Source organism: Pseudomonas chlororaphis subsp. piscium (assembly GCF_003850345.1).
GTDB lineage: Bacteria > Pseudomonadota > Gammaproteobacteria > Pseudomonadales > Pseudomonadaceae > Aquipseudomonas > Aquipseudomonas piscium.
This window is the reverse complement of sequence record NZ_CP027707.1, coordinates 4,566,809-4,585,498: the sequence shown is the minus strand read 5'-3', so window position 1 is coordinate 4,585,498 and position 18,690 is coordinate 4,566,809. Positions and strand designations below refer to the sequence as shown.

19 protein-coding genes are annotated in these 18,690 nt (G+C 65.5%); 11 read left to right on the top strand and 8 right to left on the bottom strand.

Translation table 11 applies throughout. From position 1 onward, the window contains the following. Positions 1–54: 54 nt before the first annotated feature. Positions 55–1,206, bottom strand: a complete 1,152-nt coding sequence (gene zapE, locus C4K38_RS20615) for a cell division protein ZapE (protein WP_053279948.1) — start codon at positions 1,204–1,206, stop codon at positions 55–57. Positions 1,207–1,515: 309 nt separating this feature from the next. On the opposite strand from zapE, the gene C4K38_RS20610 reads away from it, so the two are divergent. The 7 genes from C4K38_RS20610 (at position 1,516) to C4K38_RS20580 (ending at position 7,998) form a co-directional block, all read left to right on the top strand. Then, positions 1,516–2,016 carry a Csu type fimbrial protein gene (locus C4K38_RS20610; RefSeq protein ID WP_414860353.1) on the top strand — a complete coding sequence of 167 codons (501 nt, stop codon included), beginning with the start codon at positions 1,516–1,518 and terminating at the stop codon, positions 2,014–2,016. Positions 2,017–2,073: 57 nt separating this feature from the next. Next, positions 2,074–2,613, top strand: coding sequence for a Csu type fimbrial protein (locus tag C4K38_RS20605; RefSeq protein ID WP_053280016.1), 540 nt, complete (start codon positions 2,074–2,076; stop codon positions 2,611–2,613). Positions 2,614–2,633: 20 nt separating this feature from the next. Next, positions 2,634–3,167 carry a Csu type fimbrial protein gene (locus tag C4K38_RS20600; RefSeq protein WP_053279946.1) on the top strand — a complete coding sequence of 178 codons (534 nt, stop codon included), beginning with the start codon at positions 2,634–2,636 and terminating at the stop codon, positions 3,165–3,167. A gap of 4 nt (positions 3,168–3,171) precedes the next feature. After that, a complete protein-coding gene (locus C4K38_RS20595; RefSeq protein WP_053279945.1) occupies positions 3,172–3,672 on the top strand; it encodes a Csu type fimbrial protein in 501 nt (166 codons plus the stop codon). A gap of 27 nt (positions 3,673–3,699) precedes the next feature. Further along, entirely contained in the window at positions 3,700–4,491 is a 792-nt protein-coding gene (locus C4K38_RS20590; RefSeq protein WP_053279944.1) for a fimbrial biogenesis chaperone, read from the top strand. Between the two features lie 127 nt (positions 4,492–4,618). Beyond that, on the top strand, positions 4,619–6,976 hold the full coding sequence (locus tag C4K38_RS20585; protein WP_053279943.1) for a fimbria/pilus outer membrane usher protein: 2,358 nt from the start codon (positions 4,619–4,621) through the stop codon (positions 6,974–6,976). 32 nt (positions 6,977–7,008) lie between these two features. Beyond that, a complete protein-coding gene (locus tag C4K38_RS20580; protein ID WP_053279942.1) occupies positions 7,009–7,998 on the top strand; it encodes a Csu type fimbrial protein in 990 nt (329 codons plus the stop codon). Positions 7,999–8,170: 172 nt separating this feature from the next. On the opposite strand, the gene C4K38_RS20575 is transcribed toward C4K38_RS20580, so the two are convergent. Both C4K38_RS20575 and C4K38_RS20570 read right to left on the bottom strand, forming a co-directional pair. Next, positions 8,171–8,923 carry an anti-sigma factor family protein gene (locus tag C4K38_RS20575; RefSeq protein WP_053279941.1) on the bottom strand — a complete coding sequence of 251 codons (753 nt, stop codon included), beginning with the start codon at positions 8,921–8,923 and terminating at the stop codon, positions 8,171–8,173. After that, on the bottom strand, positions 8,920–9,426 hold the full coding sequence (locus C4K38_RS20570; protein ID WP_025804753.1) for an RNA polymerase sigma factor: 507 nt from the start codon (positions 9,424–9,426) through the stop codon (positions 8,920–8,922). Before C4K38_RS20570 ends, C4K38_RS20575 begins: the two co-directional genes overlap by 4 nt. Positions 9,427–9,603: 177 nt before the next feature. Between C4K38_RS20570 and C4K38_RS20565 the strand changes: the two genes are divergently transcribed. Then, positions 9,604–10,689: a catalase family peroxidase gene (locus C4K38_RS20565; RefSeq protein ID WP_053279940.1), complete on the top strand. Its 1,086-nt coding sequence runs from the start codon at positions 9,604–9,606 to the stop codon at positions 10,687–10,689. Continuing rightward, on the top strand, positions 10,686–11,225 hold the full coding sequence (locus C4K38_RS20560) for a cytochrome b (protein ID WP_053279939.1): 540 nt from the start codon (positions 10,686–10,688) through the stop codon (positions 11,223–11,225). The genes C4K38_RS20565 and C4K38_RS20560 overlap by 4 nt, the downstream gene beginning before the upstream one ends. Before the next feature lie 42 nt (positions 11,226–11,267). On the opposite strand, the gene C4K38_RS20555 is transcribed toward C4K38_RS20560, so the two are convergent. Further along, positions 11,268–12,479, bottom strand: coding sequence for an MFS transporter (locus C4K38_RS20555; RefSeq protein WP_053279938.1), 1,212 nt, complete (start codon positions 12,477–12,479; stop codon positions 11,268–11,270). A gap of 97 nt (positions 12,480–12,576) precedes the next feature. Here C4K38_RS20555 and C4K38_RS20550 point away from each other — a divergent pair, with 97 nt between their 5' ends. Next, complete coding sequence (locus tag C4K38_RS20550) at positions 12,577–13,023, top strand: winged helix-turn-helix transcriptional regulator (RefSeq protein ID WP_053279937.1); 447 nt, start codon at positions 12,577–12,579, stop codon at positions 13,021–13,023. A 39-nt stretch (positions 13,024–13,062) separates the two neighbouring features. Here the strand turns inward: C4K38_RS20550 and C4K38_RS20545 are convergent, their stop codons facing one another. Both C4K38_RS20545 and C4K38_RS20540 read right to left on the bottom strand, forming a co-directional pair. Continuing rightward, positions 13,063–14,214 (bottom strand): M14 family metallopeptidase, encoded by a 1,152-nt coding sequence (locus C4K38_RS20545; RefSeq protein WP_053279936.1) that lies wholly within the window; start codon positions 14,212–14,214, stop codon positions 13,063–13,065. Positions 14,215–14,725: 511 nt separating this feature from the next. Further along, positions 14,726–15,067: a DUF6124 family protein gene (locus tag C4K38_RS20540; protein WP_053279935.1), complete on the bottom strand. Its 342-nt coding sequence runs from the start codon at positions 15,065–15,067 to the stop codon at positions 14,726–14,728. A gap of 130 nt (positions 15,068–15,197) precedes the next feature. Here C4K38_RS20540 and C4K38_RS20535 point away from each other — a divergent pair, with 130 nt between their 5' ends. Continuing rightward, positions 15,198–15,863 (top strand): LexA family protein, encoded by a 666-nt coding sequence (locus C4K38_RS20535; RefSeq protein ID WP_025804745.1) that lies wholly within the window; start codon positions 15,198–15,200, stop codon positions 15,861–15,863. Positions 15,864–15,919: 56 nt separating this feature from the next. Here the strand turns inward: C4K38_RS20535 and C4K38_RS20530 are convergent, their stop codons facing one another. Together C4K38_RS20530 and C4K38_RS20525 are read right to left on the bottom strand one after the other, a co-directional pair. Then, entirely contained in the window at positions 15,920–17,866 is a 1,947-nt protein-coding gene (locus C4K38_RS20530; RefSeq protein WP_053279934.1) for an acetyl/propionyl/methylcrotonyl-CoA carboxylase subunit alpha, read from the bottom strand. Next, positions 17,866–18,681, bottom strand: coding sequence for a gamma-carboxygeranoyl-CoA hydratase (locus tag C4K38_RS20525; RefSeq protein WP_025804742.1), 816 nt, complete (start codon positions 18,679–18,681; stop codon positions 17,866–17,868). The genes C4K38_RS20530 and C4K38_RS20525 overlap by 1 nt, the downstream gene beginning before the upstream one ends. Positions 18,682–18,690: the final 9 nt, after the last annotated feature.

Here is an 18,690-nt window from a genome sequence, read left to right as displayed (position 1 = left end):
CCTGGAAATGGCCGCCATGATAGCGGCGCGGGGCGGCGGGTGGCGAACGCCGGTTCAGGGTAGCGGCGTATCCGCGCTGATTTCCTGCAACTGGCCCAGGCGGCTGCGGGTGCGCGCCAGGTCGATGGCGTTGCCGCCCAGGCTCTCGCGCAGGGAGCGTTCGCCGATCAGGGTCAGGTGCTTGTCCTGGTCGTACAGCACGTCGATCAGGTTGATAAAGCGCTGCTGCACGGCGATCGGGCATTCGCCCAGTTCGGGCAGCTCGTCGATGATCCAGTGGTCGAAACGCCGGCTTAGTTCCAGGTAGTCCATGACCGCGGTCGGCTGTTCGCACAGGTCACTGAAGGCAAAACCCACGCTACGCTGTTCGCACAGCCGGACCTGGAGCTGGCGCGCGCCGACCATCAGCGCCGAGGTCGGACCGTTGCGCCGCGGCAGGCCCAGGCCCAGGCTCTGGCGCTGCTGCTCGCTGCCGGGCCAGAGGTAACGACCCTGGGTGAATACCTGCTGCGAATGGCTGCGGGGCTGGCTGCGGTAGTCGTGGGGGCCGCCGACCTCCATCACCTGCATGCGGCTGGCGATCAGGTCGATCACCGGTTTGAAGCGCGCGTGGTAGAGCGGATTGGGCAGCAAGCCCTGGGGGGCATAGTTGGAGGTCACCAGCAGCAGTATGCCGCGCTGGAACAGGGCCTTGAACAGCCGCGTGATCAGCATCGCATCGCCGATGTCGTGGACGTGGAACTCGTCGAAGCACAGCACGCGGCAGTGGCTGAGCAGTTCGTCGAGGGTGGCCTCCAGGGCGTCGGGCTGCTCGCGGTGACGGAACATACCCTGATGCAGCTGGGCGAAGAAATCGTGGAAGTGCAGGCGCTGTTTTTCCGCCAGCGGGATGGCGCGGAAGAAACCGTCCAGCAGCCAGCTCTTGCCCCGTCCCACCGCGCCATGGAGGTACAGGCTGCGGCTGGCGTGTGGCCTGGCGCCTGGCTGGAGCAGGGCGTTGGCCTGCTGGGCCATGTAGTCGATCACCCGCTGCTGGCTGTGGCTCAGGGTGTAACCCTGGTCGTGGGCCTTGTGCCGGAAATACTCGTGAATCACCCGGCCATGGCTGGTACTGGCAGCGGGCCGGGCGAAGGCCTTGCCGAAGAACGCGCGCAGCCTGGGCCAGCGCGATGGGCGTAGCGAGCGGTTTGGCGGTAAAGCGGCCAATGGTGTCACCCCGATTGTTCCAGGCCCGCTCCCCCCCTGGAACCGGCGCGGTAATTTAACCAATCCCCGGCCCGGCATCCAGCGCTGTCTGAAGGCGCTGGTTGGTTCTACGAAAAGCTCTGGTCGGTACAGCTTTTTGCCCGTGTCACTGTGCTCAACAAGGGTGCGCCGGGCGCTCAGTGGGGGTGGTTTAAGGTAGGGCAATTCGCCACCGCTGCTGGCGATTTCCCCGGTGCTGACTAACCTGAGCTGTACCTATCGTTCCTCAAAAGGATTGAGGCGTTGAATGGCAAGCTGGTTTTCGCAGTCATGAGCATGCTGCTCAGCGCGACGGCATGGGCCGTGGAGCTCCAGGTGGAGGTCCGGGTCAACGTGCAGCGTGGCTGCCAGCTGGTGGGACAGCAGCGCGATGCCGGCATCGAGCAGCTGGGCGTGCTGGATTTCGGCAGCAGCCCGCGTCTCGACAACCCCGCCGGCCCCCTCAGCGCGGCGTTGCTCGATGCCCGCCTGCCCAGGCTCGAATGCAATCCGGATACCCCTTATCAATTGCGCGTCGACGGCGGGCAACACGGGGGCGTCGGCGAAGTGCGTTACCTGGCCAGCAGTGCCGAACACAGCAAGCCCATTCCCTATCGCCTGTACCAGGACGCGGCCCGGCGCATTCCGCTGCCGGTGAACGTGCCGGTGAGCGGCCGGGTGCCGGACTCGGGTTCGGTGGACCTGCCGCTGTACGGGCGGATCGAACCGCTGGCCGAGATCCCGCGGGTCAGCCGTTATTCCGATCTGCTGAAAGTGACGGTTACCTGGTAGTGGCCGCGCACCGAGGCTGGGCAAGGGGAGAGAGCCGATGGATCTAGGATGGCGGCGATGAGGATCAGCAACTGGGCGCTGGCGGCCCTGGGTTCGTTGCTACTGCTGGCTGACGACACACAAGCGGCGATCAGCGGGCAGATCCACGCGCGGCTGACCATCATCGCCGGCTGTGAAGTGACCAATGGCGCGACCCGCACGCCCGAGAGTCCGGTCGAGGACTTCGGCCTGCTGGATTTCGGCCAGCATGGCCCGACCTGGAACGCGCCCCTGAGGGCCAACGTCAGCGGTAGTAGCAGCGGGCGCCTGGGGGTGGCCTGCAACCCTTCGGTGACCGGTTTCACCGTGACCATCGACGGTGGCCTGAATGGCGACGGCGGCACCCGCCGCCTGAGCAATGGCCGCCAGACCATTGCCTATCGGCTGTTCCTCGATGCCTCCGGCAGCGACAGCTACAGCATCGGTCAACAACGCAATTTCGCCGTTACCAGTGGGGCCCAGATACCGATCCCGGTGTTTGGCTCGGTGGTCGCGAATACCCACGCGCTGCCGGCAGGGGTCTATACCGACACCCTGACGGTGACGCTGGATTGGTAAACCCCAAGAGGACGAATGTCATGCACATGCTTGTATCCCGGATCGCCCTGTCGCTGCTTGGACTGGCCATGTTTTCCGTGGCCCAGGCCACGACGGTCACCGGCCAGATCACATCCAGCCTGATTCTCACCAGCAGTTGCCAGGTCAACGGCGCGGGCGGCAGCAGCGGCCTGAACTTCGGCGCCCTGAACTTCGGCACCACCGACAGCCTGTTCACCCAGGCCTCGGCCCAGGTGCTCGGCGGGGGCGGCGGCGCCTTGTCGATCCTCTGTTCCAGCGGCACCAGCCCGGTGGTGAAAGTCCGCGCGGGCGCCCATGACGGCCAGTCCGCCGGTGGCACCCGGGCCCTGGCCGACGGCAGTGGCAATTTCGTGCCTTACGACTTGTACACCGACTCCGGCCACTCGCAGCTCCTGGCCGTCGACGATGTCATCAACCTGGCCACCAGCACCGGCGTGGCACAGACCGTGAATATCTACGGCAAGGCGGTCGGCAAGGCCGGTCTGCCGGCGGGCACCTACACCGACACCATCGCCGTCGAACTGACCTTCTGACGCCATGGCCCGTCACGCGTGCGCGGCGCTGGTGCTGCTCGGTGCCAGCAGCCTGCCGCTGCCCCTGGCGGCGGTGACCAGCCAGAGCTTCCAGGTCAGCGCCACGGTGGTCGCCGGGTGCCTGGTGGTGGGTGGGGTGAGCAATTACGGCAGCCTGAACTTCGGCAGCCAGTCGGCGTTGTCCACCAGCACGCTGCAGGTCGCCCTGGCGAGCAGTGTGCAACTGCAATGCACGCCGGGGGTGACCCTGAACATGAGTGTCGACGGCGGCCAGTACAACAGCAGCGGACGGCACATGCAGCTCAATGGCGGCAGTGCGCGGGTGGCTTATCAGCTGTTTCGCGACGCGGCGTTCAGCCAGAGCCTGGGCATCGGCCAGAGCGTGGCGGTGGCCTACAGCGACGCGAACAACATCAGCCTGCCGATCTACGGCCAGGTGCAATTACCGGGCAACCAGCCTGGGGGGACGTACAGCGATGTGCTGCAGGTGCAGCTGTCGTGGTGATGGAGCAAGACCATAAGGAGTAGCGGTATGTATTCGACTTCCCGGCGGTTGCAGGTCGTTGGTTGTGCCGTGCTGGCCATGGCATTGCTCGGGGTGACCCAGGCCAGGGCCGCCAGTTCGGTGCTGATCTGGCCGATCGACCCGGTGCTGGAGGCCGACCAGCAGGCCAGCGCCTTGTGGCTGGAGAACCGCGGCACGGAAACCGCGAACCTGCAGATCCGGGTCTTTGCCTGGAGCCAGAACGGCTTCGAGGACCAGTACCAGAACCAGCGGGACGTGATCGGCAGCCCGCCGGTGGCGAAGATCGCGCCCGGGCAGAAGCAACTGGTACGCCTGACCCGCACCCGCGAAGTTCCGCCCGGCCAGGAGCTGGCCTACCGGATCATCATCGATGAAATCCCCTCGGCCCAGCCGCCGATCGCCGACAGCGAGGGCAAGACGGCGGCGGCGATCCGTTTCCAGATGCGCTATTCGGTGCCGCTGTTCGCCTACGGTGCCGGGCTCTGGAGCAAGGAAGACAGCACCCGCCAGCGTGATCCGAAAGGCGCCGGCGTGCCCGAGCTGAGCTGGCGCAAGGTGGCGGTGGACGGGCGCAATTACCTGGAGGTACGCAACCAGGGCGCGGTGCATGCGCGCCTGACCGACGTGGCCTTCAAGCAGGCGGGGCAGACCCGGCCGCTGGTGGAGGGGCTGCTCGGCTACGTGCTGCCGGGGGCGATCATGCGTTGGCCGGTGCCGGCTGCGCCCACCGCGGACGCGGCGTTGCAGGTGCGGGTCAATGGCGCGCCGCAGGTGCAGAGCGTTGCGCCGGCCCGCTGAGGCCACCCACCGCCGTGAGCCGGCAGGGTTGCGCGGCTGCCCGCCGATCGGCGACTCAGGCTGAGCGATAACGGGAACCACGGCTGGCCATGGAAGAAAGGTCTCCATCGATGGACGAAAAGCCACAATGAGCCTCGGCGCAGCTCGTCGTTTCTGGCGCCCGGGGTGGGCGGTGAGCGGGCTGTGTTGCTGGGTGTTCGCCTCCGCCAGCCTGGGTGGCGAACTGCCGCCGCCGCCCAGCGGCATGGACGCGATCAGCGATGCCCAGCTGTTCCTGGAACTGGTGGTCAATCAGATGAATACCGGGCGAGTGATCGCTGTCGAGCAACGTGCCGGGCGCCTGTTCGTACCGGCCCAGGCCTTGCGTGAAACCGGGATGAAATTGCCCGAGGGGCTCGACGCGCAGGTCGCCCTCGACAGCCTGCAAGGGCTGCACAGCGACTATGACAGCCAGGGCCAGCGCCTGTTGCTGGATGTGCCGCCGGACTGGCTGCCGGAGCAACTGATCGGCAGCCGCCAGGCCTATCCTCGAACCCCGGCGCTGAGCAGTTTCGGCGCCTTGCTCAATTACGATCTGTACCTCAACAACACCGACGATGCCGGCACCTACCTGGCCGCCTGGAACGAGGTACGGCTGTTCGACAGCTGGGGCACCCTGTCCAACACCGGCCAGTATCGGCGGACCTTTTCCGACCTCGGCGAAGGCACGCTGAACAACGGCTACCGGCGCTACGACACGACCTGGCGCTACTCCGACGACGAACGCCTGCTGACCTACGAGGCCGGCGACCTGGTCAGCGGCGCCTTGCCCTGGAGCAACGCGGTGCGCCTGGGCGGCGTGCAACTGTCCCGCGATTTTGCCGTGCGCCCGGACCTGGTGACCTACCCCTTGCCACAGTTCGCCGGGGAGGCGGCGGTGCCGTCCTCGGTGGACCTGTTTATCAACGGCTACAAATCCAGCAGCGCCGACCTGCAGCCGGGGCCCTACACCCTGACCAATATCCCGTTCATCAACGGTGCCGGCGAGGCGGTGGTGGTGACCACCGATGCCCTGGGGCGACAGGTGTCCACCACCGTGCCGTTCTACGTCACCAGCAGCCTGCTGCAAAAAGGCCTGAGCGATTTCTCGGTGGCCGCCGGGACCCTGCGCCGCGACTACACGCTAAAGGATTTCAGCTACGGCCCCGGCGTCACTTCCGGCAGCCTGCGCTACGGCCTGAGCGATAATCTGACCCTGGAAGGCCACGCCGAAGCCGCAGAGTCCCTGACCCTCGGCGGCTTTGGCGGCAACCTGCGCCTGGGCAACTTCGGCGTGCTCAACAGCGCCATCAGCCAGAGCCGCTTCGACGGCCAGGGCGGGCAGCAGGTGAGCCTCGGTTACCAGTACAGCAGCCAGCGCTACAGCCTGTCCTACCAGCGCATGCAGCGCCGCGATGGCTACGCCGACCTGACGGTGGTGGACAGCCCCTACGCCAGCCTCAGCCAGCGCAGTGAGCAACTGACCCTGAGCCTCAACCTCGAGCGCTACGGCAGCCTCGGTGTCGGTTATTTCGATGTGCGCGCCACGGACGATTCGCGCACGCGCCTGCTCAACCTGACCTGGAGCAAACCGCTGTGGCGCAGCAGCAGTTTCTACCTGTCGGCCAACCGTGAGATCGGCGACAGCAACTGGGCGGTCCAGGCCCAGCTGGTGATTCCGTTCGACCTCCACGGCAGCCTCAGCCTGAGCAGCGAGCGCAGCAAGGACGGGCAGAGCCGGCAGCGGGTCAACTACAGCCGGGCGGTGCCCAGCGAGGGCGGCGTCGGTTTCAATCTCGGATATGCCCAGGGTGATACGCCGGACTACCGCCAAGCCGACCTGACCTGGCGTTTGCAGTCGGTGCAATTGCAGGCCGGGGTCTATGGCTCCAGCGAGGCCGAAACGCGCTGGGCCGATGCCAGCGGTTCGCTGGTGTGGATGGACCATCAGGTGTTCGCCGCCAACCGCATCGACGACGCCTTCGTTGTGGTCAGCACCGACGGCTACCGGGATATTCCGGTGCGCTACGAAAACCAGCTGGTAGGAAGCACCGATAAGAACGGCCATCTGCTGGTGCCCTGGAGCAGCGCCTATTACCGCGGCAAATACGAGATCGACCCGCTGAACCTGCCGGCCAACGTGCAGAGCCCGCTGGTCGAGCAGCGGGTCGCGGTGCGTCGTGGCAGCGGCTACCTGGTGGAGTTCCCCTTGACCCGCATCGTCGCCGCTAGCCTGGTCCTGGTGGACGCCCGGCACCGGGAACTGCCCCTGGGCAGCCTGGTGACCCACGAGCAGAGCGGCGCCCAGGCGGTGGTGGGCTGGGATGGCCTGGTGTACCTGGAAAACCTGGCGCCGAACAACAACCTGCGGGTCAGCCTGGCCGACGGCGGCAGCTGCCAGGTGAGCTTTGCCCTGGAGCCGGAGCAGGAACAGGTGCCGCTGATCGGGCCGCTGGTGTGTCAGTGAGGATTCATGAACGGAATCGGGAGGCGGTGAACATGGACAGGTTGTGTCGCAATTGGGGGCGAGGGCTGTTGTTGATGGCACTCCTGTTGTCGGGCCAGGCTTTTGCCCTGTGTTCGGTGGTCAGTACCTCGCCGGCGAGTTTCGGCACCCTCAGTTCGATCCTGGTGCGCACCACCACGCAGTCCGCTTCCAGCACTAACGCCGGCCTGGCCTGTACCGGCTCGTTGGCGTCCCTGATGGCCAGCAACGACCATTTCTACGCCACCATCACCTCCTCGCAGAGCGGGTTGCTGGGCCCCACCGGCGATGTCATCGGCTATACGATCTACGGCGACAACAGCACCAACTACCCCATCACCCGTGGCGTGCAGTTCGACTTTGCGCGCAACTCGATTGTCGACGCCCTGGGGTTGCTGGGCAGCCCGACCGTGGCCAAGGCCATTCCGGTCTACCTGGGCAGCATCACCGGCAGCAACGTGGCCGCCGGCATCTACACCGAGACCCTGAGCATTGCCTGGAGCTGGAACTACTGCGCGGGGATCGGTGCACTGGGCGTATGCCTGGGGCGCGATATCGGCAGCGGCGTCGCCAGCCTGACGGTCAACATGACGGTGAGTAACGATTGTGTGATCACCGCGCCCAACATCAGCTTCGGCAGCGCGCCGGTGATCAGCGCCTTCGCCACTGTCAGCGGGCAGACCATCAACCTCGCCTGTACCAAGGGCAGTGCCTACACCGTGGGCCTGGACGATGGCCAGCATGCCGTCAGCGTCGGCGGGCGGCGGCGGATGATCTCGGGGAGCAATTACCTGGCCTACGACATCTTCAAGAGCGCCGGCACCACCCGCTGGGGCAGCGTGGGTGCGGCGCGGCGGGCCAGTTCCGATGCCGAGGTGAACCCGGGCAACGGCCTGGGCACCGGCAGCCAGGTGTTCAACTACAACGCCAGGATCTACACCGACCAGGCCACGCCGCCGGCGGGGACCTATATCGACAACGTGGTGCTGGATGTGGGGTTCTAGGCGGGGGAGACAAGCTATGGGGCGCAGGGTTACGGCTCATAGTGTGCTGGTCTCAGGCCCCGGCGGTGTTCTGGATATCCTGCGGCCGCTGCGCTGCCGATCGCAGGCTGCGATAGGTCCGAAGGACCTTTGACGGTTTCAAGGCTGGCCCACGGGGTGCGGGCGCTGTGGCTCAAAATTTCTGGGTGTTCTGCAGCCGCTGCGCCACCGCCGAGCCGCTCGGGCTGACCATGGCGTAGTTGTAGCCGCTGTCGGACCAGTAGTCGGCATGCAATTCGCCATCGCTGCGGCTGCCCCGGGGCAGCAGGTAGTTCTTCGGTCCCGGCGGGCGGATATAGAAGCTGATCCGGTGCCCGTTCCGGTCCTCGTACAGCACCATCGCCGCCGGCCCTTGATCGGTGCTCAGCAGGCGCCCGCTGACCGCCTGGAAGCCGGCCTCGCGCAGGTCCGGCAGGCGCTCGGCCTGGCTGAAGTAGCGGTCGAGCCAGGCCTGCATGGCGCCGTTGCCCTGGACCTTGAGGTCGGCCGGGAGGACGCCTTGCTGGGCGAACAGGCGGTAGGCCTGCAGGGCGTCGGTCATCGGCAGCGGAGCATTGGCCAGGGTCATTTCCCGGGCCTGCCAGCCACTCAGGCCGCCGACGCCGAGGGCGATCAACAGCAGCGCGGCGCTGGCCAGCTGGCGGCGCGACTGGCGCTTGAGGCGCTGGCGAATCAGCGTCGGGTCGAGGTTGGGGTTGATCGGTTGCCGCAGGGCGCCGCCGAGGGCCGCGCGCAGCTGCTGGGCGTCCTGTTGCCAGGCCTGGACTTGGGCGGCGAGCTGCGGGTGGCTGCTCAGGTAGCTTTCCAGCAGGCGCCGGTCGCTCTCGCTGAGCTGATGATCGACGTAGGCGTGCAAGTCGCGTTCGCTGGGGGGCAGGCTGATCATTTGAGTATCCGCAAAGAAGGGCTGCTGATTTCGCCGTCGCTGAGCTGGCGCAGGGCCTGGCGCGCCCGGGACAGGCGGGACATCACGGTGCCGGTGGGCACGTCGAGGATAGTGGCGACTTCCTTGTAGCTCAGGCCTTCCACCGAGACCCAGAGCAGCAGGGCGCGCTGCTCGGCGGGCAGGCGGTCGAAGGCTTCCAGGGTCGATTGCGCGACTACGCTGCGTTCCACCGAGGGCTGGGCGTCGTCGCGCCCGGTGAAGAATTCCAGCATGCGCGCATAACGCCGTGAGCGGCGGTGCGCGTCGAGAAACTGCCGGTAGAGAATGGCGAACAGCCAGGCCCGCAGATCGCCCTCGGGGCGTTTTTCGCTCCAGCTCGACAGTGCCCGTTCCAGGCACGCCTGCACCAGGTCGTCGGCGCTGCTGGGCTGGCGGCTCAGGGACAGGGCGAAGCGCCGCAACCGGGGGATGATTTCACGCAGCTGTTCGTCGATATCGTTCATGGGGTCCTGCGGGTCGTTGGCCAGTCGCTACGCTTGCAACAGCACACTTGCGCCAGACGCCCGGCAACGCAGGTTATTCCCTGGCTCGAAAAATAAATAGCGGGCCAGGGAATAACCGCTGCCGGGGTTCGTCTGACCTGTCCTTTCCACCTGTGGCCCGCGGCCCTGGAGATATTCATGGTAGATCGTCCATCACCCCCTGATCGTCCCCCCTTGAGCGCGGCCAGCCTGAGCCTGCGTCTGGCCGGGATCGCCCTGGTGGTCGCGGGCCTGGCCGGCGCCATGGCCTATGTGCACGGCACTTTCGATCCGCAGCGCCTGACCCCCAAGGCCCTGGTGGATGTGCTGGAGAAAAACAACGGCGTGCATCCGGGCTTTCGTCGCAACCACGCCAAGGGCGTGTGCGTGGCCGGTTATTTCGAGAGCAGCGGCGAGGCTCGCAGCTATTCTAGCGCCCAGGTGTTTAATGAAGCGCGGACCCCGGTGGTCGGGCGTTTTGCCTTGCCGGCCGGCAACCCCTATGCGCCTGACGGCAGCGTGTCGATCCGCAGCCTGGCCCTGCGTTTCACCCAGGCCAACGGCCAGCAATGGCGCACCGGGATGAACAGCATGCCGGTGTTCCCGGTGGGCACCCCCGAGGCGTTTTACCAGTTGCAGCAGGCCAGTTCGCCAGACCCGGCGACCGGCAAGCCGAACCCGGCCAGCGTGCCGGCATTTTTCGCTGCCCACCCGGAAGCCATGCCGTTCCTGCAATGGATCAAGGGCGCCAAGCCTTCGGCCAGCTATGCCACCGAGACCTACAACGGCATCAACGCGTTTTACCTGGTGAGCGCCAGCGGGCAACGCCAGGCGGTGCGCTGGGGCGTGGTGCCGCTGACCCAGGACGCGCCCGGCGCGGTAGTGCCTGAGGGTAACGACTTCCTGGAAAAAGACCTGGTGCAACGCCTGGCCGCGGGACCGTTGCGCTGGCGCTTGAACATCACCCTGGCCAACCCGGGCGACCCGACCGACGACGCCAGCAAGGCCTGGCCCAGCGAGCGCAAGGTGCTGAATGCCGGGACCCTGGTGCTGGAGCGCAGCCAGCCGCAGAACGATGGCGAATGCCGCGACATCAACTACGACCCGCTGGTGCTGCCGAGTGGCATTGCCGCCTCCGACGATCCGCTGCTGGCGGCCCGTTCGGCGGCCTACGCCAGCTCCTATCTGCGCCGTACCAGTGAAGTCGACCAATTGCCCCGCGCTGCCCAGGAGTCCCGCCCATGAGCGCCCAACCGAACCACTTCGCGCCACTGGCGCGCCTGCTGCACTGGCTGATGGCGCTGATGATCATTGCCATGCTGTTTATCGGCGCCGGCATGGTGGCCTCGGTGTCCGAGCGCCATGAGTGGCTGATCCACCTGCACAAGCCGTTGGGCATTGCCATTTTGCTGCTGGTGATCGTGCGCCTGTTCGTGCGCTTTACCACCCGGCAACCGCCGTTGCCGGCGGATCTGCCGGGCTGGCAGGCGTTGGCGGCCAAGGCCTCCCACGTGCTGTTGTACGCGCTGATGCTGATCCTGCCGCTGCTGGGCTGGGCGATGATTTCGGCGGCGGGCGACCCGGTGATGCTCGGCAGCTCGCTGCAATTGCCGTCGATCCTGCCGGCCAATGCCCAGCTGTTCGCCTGGCTGCGCAAGACCCACGGTTTTCTCGCCTACCTGCTGTTCCTGACGGTACTGCTGCATCTGGCGGCGGCGCTATTCCATGGCTGGGTACGCCGCGACGGGGTGCTGGAGAGCATGCTGCGCGGCAAGGACTGAGGGGAGGGCGGTGCGCTCGAAAGGGATCGCACCGGCCCTGTCTCAACCGGCACACACCAGGGCTTTGCGCGGGTTCAGGCTCCACAGCCAGTACAGCAGCGCCACGCCATTGATCGCGGCGCCCAGCAGGCACACCCCGGTCCAGCCGGCCCAGGCGTACATGGCGGTGGCGCCGATCGAACCGCTGGCGCTGCCGATCGAGTAGAACAGCATGTAGCCCGCGGCCAGGCGGCTCTGGGCCTCGGGGCGGGTGCTGTAGATCAGGCTCTGGCTGGTGACATGCACCGCCTGCAAACCCAGGTCGAAGACGATCACCCCCAGCAACAGGGCCCAGAGCGACGATTGGGCGTAGGCGATCGGCAACCAGGAGGCCAGCATCAGGCTCAGCGCCAGGCCGCTGGTCCACTGTCCCAGGCCACGGTCGGCCAGGCGTCCGGCGCGCGAGGCGCCCAGGGCCCCGGCGGCGCCGGCGAGGCCGAACAGACCGATCTCGGTATGGGACAGCGACAGCGGCGGGGCGCTCAGGGGCAGCACCAACGGGGTCCACAGCACGGTGCCGGCGCCGAAGATCAGCATCGCCAGCACCGCTCGGTCGCGCAGGACCTTCTCCTCGCGGAATAGGCCGAACAGCGAGCGGATCAGCTGGCCGTAGCTGTGCATTGCCGCCGGTTGCTCGACCTTGGGCAGCACCCGCCACAACAGCAGCGCCATCAGCAGGGTCAGCCCGGCCGACAGCAGGTACACCGAACGCCAGCCGGCCAGGTCGGCCATGGTTCCCGACACCGTGCGCGCCAGCAGGATCCCGAGCACGATGCCACTGGTCACGCTACCCACCACCCGGCCACGTTCGCCCGGCGCGGCCAGGTTCGCGGCATAGGCCACCAGTACCTGGGTCACCACCGCGAGCAGCCCGGTCAGGGCCATGCCCAGCAACAGCCAGGTGCTGTCCGCCGCCAGCGCCACCATCAACAGGGCAACGACCGACAAGCTCATCTGGCCGACGATCAGACGCCGCCGGTTCAGCAGGTCGCCCAGCGGCACCAGGAACAGCAGGCCGAGGCCATAACCGACCTGGGTCAGGGTGATGACCAGGCCGATGGTCGCTCGCGGCATGTCCAGGCTATGGGCCATGGCGTCGAGCAGGGGTTGGGCGTAATAGACATTGCCCACCGCCAACCCGCAGGCAATGGCAAAGAGCAGCACCACCGACGCAGGAATGGTGGCGGATGGCAAAGGGGCGATTGCGGCTGTCATGCTCGGCTCCGTGAGTCATGGTTGCTTTATGAAACCAGTTGTACGGTAGAGAGGCTGGTTTTATATTGCAACCACTTTCCTGTCGCGAGTCTGCATCATGGTCAAACGCACAAGCCTGGAGGGCGCCGAATGCCCGGTGGCCCGTTCGCTGGACGCTATCGGCGACTGGTGGTCGCTGCTGATCATTCGCGATGCCTTCGACGGCATCCGCCGTTTCAGCGAGTTCCAGCGCAATTTGGGGATGGCCAAGAACATCCTCGCCGCCCGCCTGCGGACCCTGGTGGCCCACGGCATCTTCGAAGTGCTGCCGGCGTCGGACGGCAGTGCCTATCAGGAGTACGTGCTGACGCAGAAGGGCAACGGCCTGTTCAACCTGATCATCGGTCTACGGCAGTGGGGCGAGGCGTATTTCTATGAGGCGGGGGAAGCGCATTCGCTGATGGTCGACCGCGAGCAGGGGCTGCCGCTGCGCCCGTTGGAATTGCGTTCGGCGGACGGGCGCTTGCTCGGGCCCGAGGATTGCCGGCGGGTGCCGGTGCAATAGGCGCTGGCCGCGGTACGAGCCGCGGCCAGCGCAGCAGGATCAGCGCAGGATGCCGACCATGTCGGCCACGGTGCTGAGGACGTCCTTGCCCAGTTGCATCGAGCGTTTGCCCGACCAGCCGGTGAGTGGGTTGGGGTTGTCGTCGTGGTCCTTGAACGGCATTTCCAGGGTCAGCGACAGGCAATCGAACTTCTCGCCGACGCTGTTGCAGGCCAGGGTCATGTTGGCTTCGCCGGGCTTGTCCCTGGTGTAGCCGTGGGTGGTCTGGAAGTCCCGGGTCTTGTGTTTCAGGTGGCTGCGGAAATGCTCCTCGAGCTTGGCCAGGCGCGGCGTGTAGCTCGGGTTGCCTTCGCAGCCGGCGGTGAACACGTGGGGGATCTCCTCGTCGCCGTGCACGTCGAGGAACAGGTCGACGCCGTACTGCTCCATCTGCTGCTGGACGAACAGCACTTCCGGGCTGAACTCCTGGCTGGCGCTCTGCCAGGCGCGGTTCAGGTCCTGGCCCATGGCGTTGGTGCGCAAGTGGCCGTGGAAGGCGCCGTCGGGGTTCATGTTCGGCACCAGGTACAGGTCGGCGCTGGCCAGCAGTCGGTTCAGTTCGGCGTCGTCGCGATGCTGCAGGCGCTCGATCACCCCCTCCATGAACCATTCGGCCATGTGCTCGCCAGGGTGCTGCTGGGCGATGATCCAGACCTTGCGCCGGCCTTCGCCGCCGCTGCCTTTGCGCAGCAGCTGGATGTCACGGCCCTCGACGCTTTTGCCGGTGGCCAGCAGTTCGGCGCCGGCCTTGTTCAGCGCCTGCTCGATCAGCCAGTCATGCCGGCCGCGGCTGTAGGGTTCGAAGTAGGCGAACCAGGCGTGGGTCTGGGTGGCTTCCAGGCAGAAGCGCAGGGTGTCGCCTTCAAAAATCGTCGGCACGCGGAACCAGTTGACGTGATCGTAGGACGCCACTGCCTGATAGCCGCTCCAGGCCTTGTTGTACGAAGATTTGCTGGCATTGCTCAGGCGGAACCAGTGTTCCTGGCCGACATGCAGGCCGCTGGCCTTGAAGTGGAACCACTGGAAATGCGCGCTGCGAGTGTCGGGCTTGATCGCCAGCAGGACTTGCGAGGGGTTGCTGGTATCCAGTACTTCGATATTGCCGCTGTCGAAATTGGCAGAGATTTGAAACGAGCTTTGAGCCACGGTCATGGTCGATTCCTGAACAGGATTTTTTATGGCCGTTACTTTAGCAAGGCAGGGAATTACCGGGGGTAATTTCCGCGGGAGAGGGGGGCGTCGTCCTTGACGCGAAAGCAGCTTAGAAGCTATGCGATTGATTCTCAAGCGCTGTTTTTACATTTGCGAGCCGTTGCGGCGGGCGTCGGCTTGCAATGAGGCATTCTTTTGCTATCATCGCCGCCAATTTAGCGGTACCCAGTCTTCATTAGCCTGAAGCCAAGCCAGAAAAACTGGCAGAAAAAAAAGACCCGGCAAAAAGCCGGGTCAAAAACCGTGATTAGCCTGATGAGGAGATAATCCAGGAGTCCGACCTAAGGTCTCTTGGGTTATCGACTGATCTCGCGACCAGTTGCTTGCAATAATAATCATTATCATTTGCAAGTCAAATGTTTTTCCCCGCCTTTTGGAAAATAATTTCCTGTCCCTGTTGCCAGCCCTGTTCATCGGCCGGATGAACCGTGGGCGAATTCCGCCGTGCATCTCATTCCTGGCGCTGGCTGTCCAGCGAGCGATCCACCAGCGCCTTGGCCATGTCGATCATGTGCACCACGGAAAACGCCAGGTCCCGACGGGTGCCCCGCAGGTGGTCGGCGGCCTCGTAGGCGCTGGCCGCGGCGCACCGCAGCAGGTCGGAAGCATGGATCATCGCTTCCTCGCTGCTGATGCTGTGCTTGACCTCGAAGAATTTCTCGTCGAGCGCCGATTCTGAAACAGCCGGTTTCAAGTAGTAGTCCATGGCCCGGCGGGCGGCCTCGCTGTCCTTGAGGGCGTTGAAGCCGACATCGACTTCCAGTTCTGGCGCGTCTTTGCTGGTTGTGCTCATGAGCGGTTCCATCCTTTGAAGTGGAATAAGAGGGTCTGAGGAATGGTAATACTTAATGTATTTGTGACTAGGTTTCAAATACTACAACTTGTGTGTTGAGGGCCGAAATACACAACGTATTGTTCCGGCCATGGACAAATGGATCGAGTTGGTTAAATCCAACATGAAGGACCGCAAGGTCACGCAAGAAAAGCTCGCGGAGCGCCTGGGTATGTCCCAAGGCGGCATCGGTCACTGGCTGAGCAAACGGCGCCAGCCGAAGATCGAAGACATGAACCGCGTGCTGGAAGAAATCGGCCTGGGTTTTCTCGAAGTCGCGCTGGTGATCCGCGAAAAACCACAGGTGGATGACGAGGGCCAGTTACTGCTGGAAGGACCGTCGTTGGTGCAGAAGTACAACCCGTATTTCCGCTATCCGGTCAGCGACTGGCGGGGCGTTGGCGAGGTGCGCGAGGCCGGTGGCGCGGGCTACGCCGCCGAGCGTTACGAGCTCTCTGACTACCAGGCCGAAGGCTCGGCCTTCTGGCTGGTCGTGGTGGGCGACGCGATGATTGCTCCGAGCGGCTTGAGCATCGCCCAGGACATGTTGATCCTGGTGGATCCGGCGGTGGAGGCGGTTCCCGGCAAGCTGGTGATCGTGCAATGCCCGGGCAGTACCGAAGCGATTTTCCGCAAGCTGGTGGAAGAGGGTGGGCAACGTTATCTGGTGCCGCTGAATCCGACTTACCCGAAGGCGCTTTATAGCGATGAGTGTCGGATCATTGGTGTAGTGGTGCAGGCCACTGCGAAATTCTGACGTAAAAATACGATCGTTCCCGCAAAGCTGCGGGAACGATCTTCTGCCTCAGGAGCTTATTCCAGCTCCACCAGGGCACTTCCCTCACTGACCATCTCGCCTTCCTGGCAATACAGCGCCTTGACCACCCCGGCTTGGGGGGCGCGGATGCTGTGTTCCATCTTCATCGCTTCCAGGACCACCAGTTGCGCGCCGGCTTCGACACTCTGCCCGGCCTGCACCAGAACCCGCACGATGCTGCCGTTCATGGGCGCGGTCAGGCCGCCATGATGACTGTGGCTGGCCTCCACCGCGGCAATCGGGTCGTAGGCCGTGACGCGGTGCATCTCGCCCTGCCACTGCAGGTACAGGCTGTTGCCCTGGCGAATCGCCCGGTGCTGCTGGCGCAGGCCCTTGTGTTCGATCGACAGCTGTTCGCCGTGCAAGGCGATGGCGGCGTTGTTGGTGTCCAGCTTGATCGCCCGGTCCTGGCCCTCGCAGTCGAGGTGCAGCACGGTTTCCCGCGGCAGGCCGATGCGCAGGCCACTGGCCTTGGCCCAGGGGGAATGACGGTCGTCGGTACGCAGCTGGTCCGGCTGGCTCTGGGCGAACGCCTGGGCGGCGGCCTGCCAGAACTCGTCGCTCAAGGCGGTGGCCGGTGGCAGCAACTGATCCTGATAGCGCGGGATAAAGCCGGTATCCAGCTCGGCGGCGGCGAAGGCCGGGTGGGCGATGATGCGTCGCAGGAACGCCAGGTTGGTCTTCAGCCCACCAATGGCGAACTCGTCGAGCATGCCCAGCAGGCGTAAACGCGCCTGCTCGCGGTCCTCGCCCCAGGCGATCAGCTTGCCGAGCATCGGGTCGTAGAACGGCGACACGCTGTCGCCTTCCTCGACGCCGCTGTCCACCCGCCGCCCTGGACCCGCCGCCGATTCGCGGTACAGCGCCAGGCGCCCGGTGGCCGGGAGGAAGTCGTTGCCCGGGTCCTCGGCGTACAGCCGCACTTCGATCGCATGCCCGATCAGCGGCACCTGATCCTGGGTGATCGGCAGCGCTTCGCCCTGGGCCACGCGGATTTGCCAGGCCACCAGGTCCAGCCCGGTGATGGCTTCGGTGACCGGGTGCTCCACTTGCAGGCGAGTGTTCATTTCCATGAAGAAGAATTCGCCGCGGGCGTCCAGCAGGAACTCCACGGTGCCGGCGCCGACGTAACCGATGGCCTGGGCCGCGCGTACCGCGGCTTCGCCCATGGCCTTGCGCTGTTCGACGCTCAGGCCAGGGGCCGGGGCTTCTTCGACGACTTTCTGGTGGCGCCGCTGGATCGAGCAATCGCGTTCGTTGAGGTACAGGCAGTTGCCGTGCTGGTCGGCGAACACCTGGATCTCTACGTGGCGCGGCTTGAGCACGTACTTTTCCACCAGCATCCGCGAGTCGCCGAAGGACGACTGCGCTTCACGCTGGGCCGAGGCCAGGGCTTCGGCCAGCTGGCTGACGTTCTCCACCACTTTCATGCCCTTGCCGCCACCGCCGGCGGTGGCCTTGAGCAGCACCGGGTAGCCGACGCGTTCGGCGGCGACGCGGAAGGTTTCCAGGTCCTGGGCTTCGCCGTGGTAACCGGGGACCAGGGGCACGCCGGCGGTTTCCATCAGCGCCTTGGCCGCCGACTTGCTGCCCATGGCGTCGATGGCCGACGCCGGCGGGCCGAGGAAGATCAGGCCGGCGGCTTCGATGGCGCGGGCGAAATTGGCGTTTTCCGACAGAAAGCCGTAGCCGGGGTGAATCGCCTGGGCACCGCTGGCCTTGGCGGCGGCGATCAGTTTGTCGATCTGCAGGTAGCTGTCGGCGGCCTTGCTGCCGCCCAGGTCGACGCGCAGGTCGGCTTCGCGGCTGTGGCGGGCGTCACGGTCGGTGGCGCTGTGCACGGCCACGGTGGTCAGGCCCAGGGCCTTGGCGGTGCGCATCACGCGGCAGGCGATCTCGCCGCGGTTGGCCACCAGCAGGGTGGTCAGGACAGGGGCGCTCATCAACGCGGCTCCTTGGTGGTCGGGGCGGGCTGCCAGCTGGGCGGGCGTTTTTGCAGAAAGGCGCGCAGGCCTTCCTGGCCTTCGGGGCTGACGCGGATGCGGGCAATGGCGTTCTCGCAGTAGCGACGCAGGGCCGGGGTCAGGGCGCCGTTGCCGACTTCGCGCAGCAGGTCCTTGCTGGCGCGCATGGCGCACGGGCTGTTGAGCAGCAGGTTGTCGATCCACGACGCCACCTGTTGTTCCAGTTCGGCCGTCGGGTAACTTTCCGACAGCAGACCGATTTCCCGGGCCCGCTGGCCGCTGAAACGTTCGGCGGTCAGGGCGTAGCGGCGCGCCGCGCGTTCGCCGATGGCCTGCACCACGAACGGGCTGATCACTGCCGGGGCCAGGCCGATGCGGACTTCCGAGAGGCAGAACTGCGCGTCGTCGGCGCCGATCGCCATGTCGCAGCAACTGATCAGGCCCAGGGCACCACCAAAGGCCGCGCCTTGTACCACGGCCAGGGTCGGGATCTTCAGCTTGGCCAGGTTGTACATCAGCTCGGCCAGCTCGCGGGCGTCGTCGAGGTTGGTGTGGTAGTCGAGTTCGGCCGACTGCTGCATCCAGGCCAGGTCGGCGCCGGCGCTAAAGTGCTTGCCACGGCCGCGTACCAGCAAAAAGCGCAGGGCCGGATCGCTTTGCACCTGATCCAGGGCGAGGATCAACTCACGGATCATTTCGGCGTTGAAGGCGTTGTTCTTTTCTTCACGGCTGAGCCACAGGGTGGCGAAACCACGCGGGTCCTTCAGCAGTTCCAGGGTGTTGAAGTCGTTCATGTCGGTTTC